This is a genomic window from Ferrovum myxofaciens, assembly GCF_000735045.1.
In the GTDB taxonomy this organism is placed as follows: Bacteria; Pseudomonadota; Gammaproteobacteria; order Burkholderiales; family Ferrovaceae; genus Ferrovum; species Ferrovum myxofaciens.
Map to the genome: position 1 here is coordinate 1 of NZ_JPOQ01000182.1, position 7,378 is coordinate 7,378.

Below are 7,378 nucleotides of genomic sequence, written 5' to 3' on the forward strand. Positions count from 1 at the left end.
GTTGTATTTCCGGAAATCAAAGTACTGTTGATCGCAATGATTCACCTCATCGGTTTTCGCAAGAGGTCAGAATTCTGTGTATTCATACAGTTTTCCAGTACGCACTGAGATAGAGACATAATCAGGACATCGTTAATGTGCACCACGTTATCCATTTTTATTTTCCTTTCGGATAGTAATCGGTCAAGAACTGCTCTTCGGTTTTTTATTGACGAAAAGTATCCAAAGAAAAAATGTGGCACCAGTAGCCAAGAGCGCACAGAAATCACCAAGATAAAGGTCATTCAACGCCCACACAAACCATGATCATCCGATACCCTATTCGGAAAATATCGCGATGATAATTGTGCCTAGCACAATGAATCCGATCACGACCAAAGCTAAGAGCACCATTGCCTTGAGGATCACGAGCCACTCCTTTTTTTCAAAAGCCTGCCAATTGACAGAGCAAATTCCTGCTACGCAGTGGCTGGCATTGAGTTAAGTTTTAGCAAGCCATCATCGAATATGGAATCGCTCAGCCCGAAGCACTTGGATATGAGGCTGCGGTTTTCCTCCAATATGCCGACGACCGCGCTTATGGAGTTACAGGCTTCAAGCTTTGATTTAAGCCCCATGATTTTTGGCAAGTCGAATAGCCCTGGCGATTTATTCCCGCTGGATAGCGTAGTTTCAATAATGCTGCGTACTTCAGCTTGATTCATGTTGTCTTTCATTTCGTGATGACCTTTTGTGATGGATGGAAAATTAATGCCTCCATCATGCCGCATTGCAGCGACAAACCACGACGCAAGAAAACTAATCGTAAATACTGGCCGCTGTGCGATGTTTTTCGGCAATCTGCGAACGCAGTTCAACCGGGGCGATGACTTCCACGTCAGCGCCGAACCCAAGCAACCACCAAACCAGTTGAGGGTTCTGGTGAATGGTTGCGGTTACTTTGAGTTTCCCATCTTCCTGCACGGTGACGGCCTGATCTTCCGACAAGGGTGTTTCACATAGATGGTTTCCTGCCTCCGGTGTAAACAGCGCCTCGAATCGCACAAGGATGCCTGTAGTCCAGCCGAATGCACATGTTGCCAGGTAATCATCCAACTTGAAGCCTTTAGGCTTAGCGGTTGGCGTATCGAGCATGGTGGCGGACAGCACCCGATGTAGCGCCAGAATGCGCAAGTCAGTGTACATCTTGATTGTGCAGACTAAGTACAGCACAACACCTCGCTGGACTAAGCCAAGCAGGTTGACCGGATACTCATCCACATCCCCCGCAACTCGCCGCTGGTATGTTATGGCGCACTGGCGGTTATGCAGCAGGCCCTCCTGCAAGACGGAAAGTGTCGCCTCATCTACCTGCGGTGCGAGCAGCGGCTGTGTGGGTGGAATGATGCGGACTTTGTCGAACCATGCTGCCAGCGCTGATCGCCCCGAGAGGGTATTGAGGTTTTGCTCTGCCTGGCGGAAATAGGGAGCCATCTGTTCCAAGGTGCTGGCAGGCATGACTGAGCGCAAATGCTCTTTCGCCATCATCACGGTCAGGCTCTCACTTACGGTCATGCCAGGCAAATCAAAACCCGCAGCATCACGGCTCCAACTCCAACCGTAGGGCTTGGCACGTTCGTCCAGCACCAGCGGAAAGATACGGGAAAGCGCGTGTAAATCTCGCTCGACAGTGCGCTTGCCGACTTCATAACCTTCGTCGTGAAGATGCTGGCAAATATCGCCAGCGGTTATCTTTTGCGGATAACGCGGAATCCGGCGCAGGGTTTGCCAGTGACGAAGGAGGGTTTCGGGGGTGAAGGACATGGTAATTTATCGGCTATATAGCTTTGAATCTCAGCAACGATGGCTAGTATTTATTGACGCGGTAAATATTTCCAAACCAAAGTTAAGGTTTCGCGGTATTTGCATGGAGCACTTTTATCAATTGTCGCGTTTCCTCAAGCAACTCGCCCATATTTCTGAATAGGTCACTCCGTGTTTGTTGCATTTCTCGCAGCTCCGCCAACTGCTTATCAACTGATTCAATCTCAGGATCAAAAGTGTCTGCAATATATGTCCCCGTAGCCTTATCGAAGTGCATTTCAATCGCGTGTGCCGCGTCGTTAAAACCACCACGGATTGATGCCCTACTTTCCCGTAAATCAACCTCAAGTTGTGCGGCATCAGCCTCTTCTTTGAATTGCAAGTAAATAGTTAAAACCGTACCAACGACAGCTAACACCCTGCCTGCATTTGCTGTAAGCTTTGCCCACTTTACAGCCTCCCAAGGCTTGAAAGTCTTGCCAAAGAATTGACCGACAGCCTTAACTGCCACATGGGCATTAGTGCCTGAATATTGGCTTAGTTTGAACATCCCCCCCAATGCACCAGAGCCACCAGCTTTGAAAGAATTTTCAATCAAAAACTTCCCCAGTTTTTGAGATATATCTGCGGCTTTATTAATTCTTCCCATTGCTTCAGGGGAAATATTTGCTTCTTGGATACGATGATTCAGCCTAGGTACAAGCTCTTTAGCCAGTTCGCTATTAAGAATGTTGCGAACTGTTTCTTCAAGCTCGCCAACCTGTTGTTCAATGGCTCTCTCGATTGATTTGCCGCAGTTGTCCGCATGCAATTGAACGCGGTCTTGCGCCTTTTGCAATTCGTTATTGACTTCTTTCTGATCGGCATTACCATTAATAAGATCAGCAACCTTCCGACCATCTTGCCGTATTTGTGTACCCACATTTTGAATCTCTTTTTCCACGGTGCGAGGAATACGATCCCGCGTTTCATGTAAAGCTCGCCGTCTTTGAAGTAGCAACTCTTCCAGTGCGTCAACATCATTGTCGCCGTTTGATTCGACCGAGAGAGCTTCCTGAAGAACCTGTTCAAGACTGTAAAGTGCTGTTGTGTACCGTCCCGCCATGCCACTTTCACGAACAAACGTATTGAGTTCTTTTGTAAATACCTCAATCCCACTTTTCTTCCTAAGCATGGCTGCTGTTTCTGAATCATTTTCATGCTGACTATCAATGAAAGACTCTGCATCAATAAAACATATACGCATATCTTCTGGAGAAAACGGCGCAAGCACCTTACGCAAATCCTCACGGATAATGTCCTGCATCCCTACGGAATTGCCCGTAGCACAACGCCGCATTTTGTTTACCACCAGCATCATTTCGTGAGCTTTGTCTTTTTCTATTGCGAGCTTGCGAAAATGCTTCGCGAGATGGGAGTCAAATAGTTCATTCGTTACAACGAACACCAGGAGATCAGCGCTGGAAATGGCTTGGTACGAAATTTCGTCATGATCGGGGCGCAATTCGGTGTGTACCCCAGGTGTGTCGATGACACAAACACCATCCCACTCATAAACGTGGGCTTCCTGCGTAGTAATCCCCGCGCCCGTGGCAATATCTGCTCTTCCTGTAAGCGCCTTCAAGATAGTTGATTTACCAGCGCTGTATTGCCCGGCAAAAACGAGCTTGATCGTTTCATCCTCAGCCAGTACCGCTGCTGGTATCTGCTTCGCCAAATCACGTATTTTTTCACTCGGAACATTTCCTAATTCCGTTGATGCACGTTTTAACAGGTCATTTCCAGCAGTTGCCCAATCAAGAATTTCAAAGCTTGTTGTATTGTTCATGGCATACCTTTTATTTTGTGATGTGAAGTTCCGTCAACTGTTGCGCCAAGTTAACCCGCGTCAGCGTTAATGCGTCGAGTTCGTCCAACGGGATATGCGCAATTTTCAGTTTTGATTCGATGCTTATCTTATTACGATCACATCTGCGGCCAATAGCCTGCGAAAGAATTGACTTGGGATTGCCGTTGTCAATAACAAACCAAACTGATTCACCAAGTAGCCGCTCAAGATCAAGCTTTATTTTCTCAGGGAATTTTATTTCAGGTGCGATAAGCAGCATGTTCGCACACCCTGGAACACGGGCAACAGATCGAAGGTGATATTCCATTCCAGAGGCATTTACCTGTTTCAACCCTTCCTTAATCAGCAGTTTAGTCAAATGCCTAATGCGCTTATTAAGCGTCCATGCCAGCGCCCGCTGAGCATCAGCAAGCTCAAACAAGGCAGACTCAATTGTTCTAATGTCACTCAAGAGCACATCAACCTGTTTCTTGATGAGTTCGTTAAAAAACCAGTCACTGAGTTGGCGTTTACGATTGCGCTCTATTTTGTCAATGTCTTCGTTTAATTTCTTCGATAGCTTTTCCCTAGCTTTATCTGCTTTATTTTCTCGTTCATCAAATAAAAAGGAACCTAACCAGCCGAGCACACTTACAGCCGCCGCAGCCCATCCTATTGGGGTACTTCCATAAATTATGGCTGCAAGTACAAGCCCAGCAGAAAGAGCGACCGTACCCCTATTCCACCATTTTTTCGCATCGAAAACGCCATCCATTTTGATGCTTTTATCCGCAGAGAAATCTGCAACTTTAGAAAGCTCACTTTTTAATTCTCTTGCAATTTCTTGCATTGCTTTTTTGCAATCTTCACTTAAATGAGTCAGGAGTTTTTCGCTTTTTTCGTTGATGCCTGTGGATTGAACATGCCTATTCCATTTTTCGCCGACATGACCATCTTCGTAGTGCTCCTCCGCAAAATCTGAAACGTCTTGGCGAAGACTATCCATCAATTTAGCGATAAGAGTATCAATTCTGTTGAGTCCATCTGATTTAAAAATTTTCGCCCATTCATTTAACTGACGATGTTTTCCAATAAGTACACGGCCGGACGCGGAATTTTGTGCGCTAAAATCGAGCAGCGTATCAGTTAACTCCAATATTGGAGCAACGGCACCATCAATAAAGCTTTTTATCCTCAGAAAACTTCCTCTGCCTGATACTTCGCTAATAATTCGTTGCTCAACTACGTTGAAACGACTCGCCTCAATCAACTTTGCTTCATATTCAGAATATTGATGCTTCCCTGCAAGAAACCGAGAGCGGAGGTGCGTCGAAATGAATTGGATGCGCTTCCCTGGAATCAACCTATCGGCGAACGCATTGAACTGTTGAATAATTTCGCTCAGTCTATTCTGTTCAAATGGGCGATTGGAATTACGCAAAAAAAGTAGAAGGTCATCCGGTTCATCGACCGCAGTTTTAACATTGCAAATGCCAACAATAGGTTTCCCCAGCCTTCGCACCTGAGCAAAGCATTCGGCTTCGATAGGCTGAGGAGCATCATCAGTTATCAAGAAAATAACCAAGTCGGCTTGCGCCGCAGAATGAAAAGCCAATTCCTCATCTTCTTCTCCTTCAAACGCGGCAACACCCGGCACATCCGTTACTTCAAGCCCATTCCATGTGTAGCTACGAACATCACGGGTTGTTCTCTGTGCTCCCAGACCTATAGACTTTCCATCACCATGAGTCAGAATTTCCATCAACGTTGACTTGCCTGCCATAGTTCGACCGAACAGGGTTATCGAAAAACGATCCAGCCGTATTTTTCGTTCTTGTAAATCTTTTTCTGTCTTGTTTTGTAACTGCTCCAGTTCACTTACAACGGAAACAAATTGCCTTTTGAGTTGTTCAACAATCTCTGGAGTACGCACAGCTCCTTCATCATGGATTTTCAAACATGCGGAAAGCGATTTAGAAACAATTGTTATTGCTTTGGCAGTCTCCTTGATATTGTCTGATGCAATTTTGTACCCCCGACGGGCAGATTCTTGGCACTGTTGGAGTGCTGATTGCAAATTGATTACGGCATTCTCTTCTGATGAGATTTTATTCATTTTTTTCCGTTCCGCGAACCGCAAATAGGTTACGCAGTACTATCTGAGCATGAATGTCTGTAATCGACGCGAATCGCCCCGGACTCAACGTTCATTCGGTCACTGGTTTGGATTTGAGCGCTGACATCAGCCTTTTTGTCGAACGCAACAACCCAGCAGGCGGGTTGAGGTGAGTCAGGAGAAAGCTCAGATTTGATAGCTCTCAACTTTGAGCAGTCATTCTCGATTGATGCGAGGAAAGCTCGATTAGATTCTTTTGTGGGGCGCCTGAATTTTAGTTCTATGATCGCCTTCGGAACATTGAATCCATAGCCTTTGCTCGGTAATTGCATATGCCTCATATCTCGAACCGAGAGCGTGCTAACGTCGATTACTACAATATCCGACCGGTACTTCAAGCGTCCGTTGCCATACCATCGCACCTCACTGTGTAGAGCTATGGATGAGCCACCATCAGCAGTTATTTGAGCCGTGCCAAAATGCTCAAGAAGGATGACGCAAAGGTGCATGCGCATATCGTCCTCAGTCAGCAGCTTATTCGGGTGACTGACGAAATCGTCACACAAACGACGAATGCAATTGTTGACGCAAGATACAACGGTATCTGTATTCATTTTTTTCTACCTTTGTCACTGCGAAATTTTTATTAATTCCTTCACCATAATTGCCGGACACTTCATGCCACTCGCCATCTTGTTGGAACTTCATGCGGATAGACATTAACTACTCCCTATTCATGCAAGACGCTATATAGCAAAATACATAGGCATTTTCAATGCGGCCTAAAAATCCTCAATCAATAACCTGATTTCAAAATCTTCGACAATCCGTCAGCCGCCACCTTCTGGCACTGCTCCTGAAGTTTTGCCTGAGCTTGGGGCATATCGACACCGAGTCCTTTGCAACTTATCTGCTGCATTCCTTCCGTGCCAAACAGCGTATCCTTCACCGCAATTTCAAATGACTGGCGGATCACGTACATGCCCATGGCAATGCTAACATTTTGTTGGCCGGGATGCGTTGCGACGATGTAGCGAGGCTCACGATCTGATCCAATGAAACCTTGCTGGGTCAGGGCTGATGCCAAAGACGCATCAATAAGCGATGGGGGCGGTGATTCCTCAATAGCAAAAGTCATCTCGCTACGGTAGCGGGCGATTAAACTATCAAGCGTTATCTGAACTCGTGCCACTCTCTCGGCTGTTCCTCGATCCAGCCATGTGCCCAGTAATGCCTTCTGATCCTGTATGCCACTCAAGGTGGAACGTAGCGCATTCAGCCGATTTAGCTTGCCCAGAGAGGCCTTGCCGGGGGCGTTCTGGTCATTGCCGGGAAGTTGGCGCTCAAGCTCATCAATGCGAGCCGCAATGTCAGAAGAAGCAATAGCGGTATCGAGGCAAGCCAGCGCATAGACGGTTTTTTCCTTGGCGTCGGTATATGACTCCGCCAGCGCCAAGCCGGGAAGTTCTCTTGCGCTGGAATCGAAGTTTGATACCTGCCTTACAAACGTAAGCGGTAAGCCAGCGGCGTTGTATTTTCCCGGATAATTTTTCTGCATACTCCTCTTCAGATTGTGACACAGGAGAGCAGGTATGGAAACCAAGCGTAGCAGGAGAATTCGCCACAGCAGG

Annotated in this window: 6 protein-coding genes; all 6 read right to left on the reverse strand. The window is 46.6% G+C overall.

Annotation, left to right across the window (positions count from 1 at the left end):
- Window positions 1–458: 458 nt before the first annotated feature.
- On the reverse strand, window positions 459–839 hold the full coding sequence (locus tag IV91_RS19205; RefSeq protein WP_233418472.1) for a hypothetical protein: 381 nt from the start codon (window positions 837–839) through the stop codon (window positions 459–461).
- Window positions 799–1,803: a helix-turn-helix transcriptional regulator gene (locus tag IV91_RS0112625; protein WP_031598984.1), complete on the reverse strand. Its 1,005-nt coding sequence runs from the start codon at window positions 1,801–1,803 to the stop codon at window positions 799–801. The genes IV91_RS19205 and IV91_RS0112625 overlap by 41 nt, the downstream gene beginning before the upstream one ends.
- Window positions 1,804–1,885: 82 nt before the next feature.
- Entirely contained in the window at window positions 1,886–3,631 is a 1,746-nt protein-coding gene (locus IV91_RS0112630) for a GTPase (protein ID WP_035418109.1), read from the reverse strand.
- A 10-nt stretch (window positions 3,632–3,641) separates the two neighbouring features.
- Window positions 3,642–5,747 carry a GTPase domain-containing protein gene (locus tag IV91_RS0112635; RefSeq protein ID WP_051862708.1) on the reverse strand — a complete coding sequence of 702 codons (2,106 nt, stop codon included), beginning with the start codon at window positions 5,745–5,747 and terminating at the stop codon, window positions 3,642–3,644.
- A 29-nt stretch (window positions 5,748–5,776) separates the two neighbouring features.
- Entirely contained in the window at window positions 5,777–6,361 is a 585-nt protein-coding gene (locus IV91_RS19210; protein ID WP_031598987.1) for a hypothetical protein, read from the reverse strand.
- A gap of 182 nt (window positions 6,362–6,543) precedes the next feature.
- On the reverse strand, window positions 6,544–7,378 hold an 835-nt coding region (locus IV91_RS0112645; protein ID WP_233418471.1), incomplete at its 5' end, for a hypothetical protein.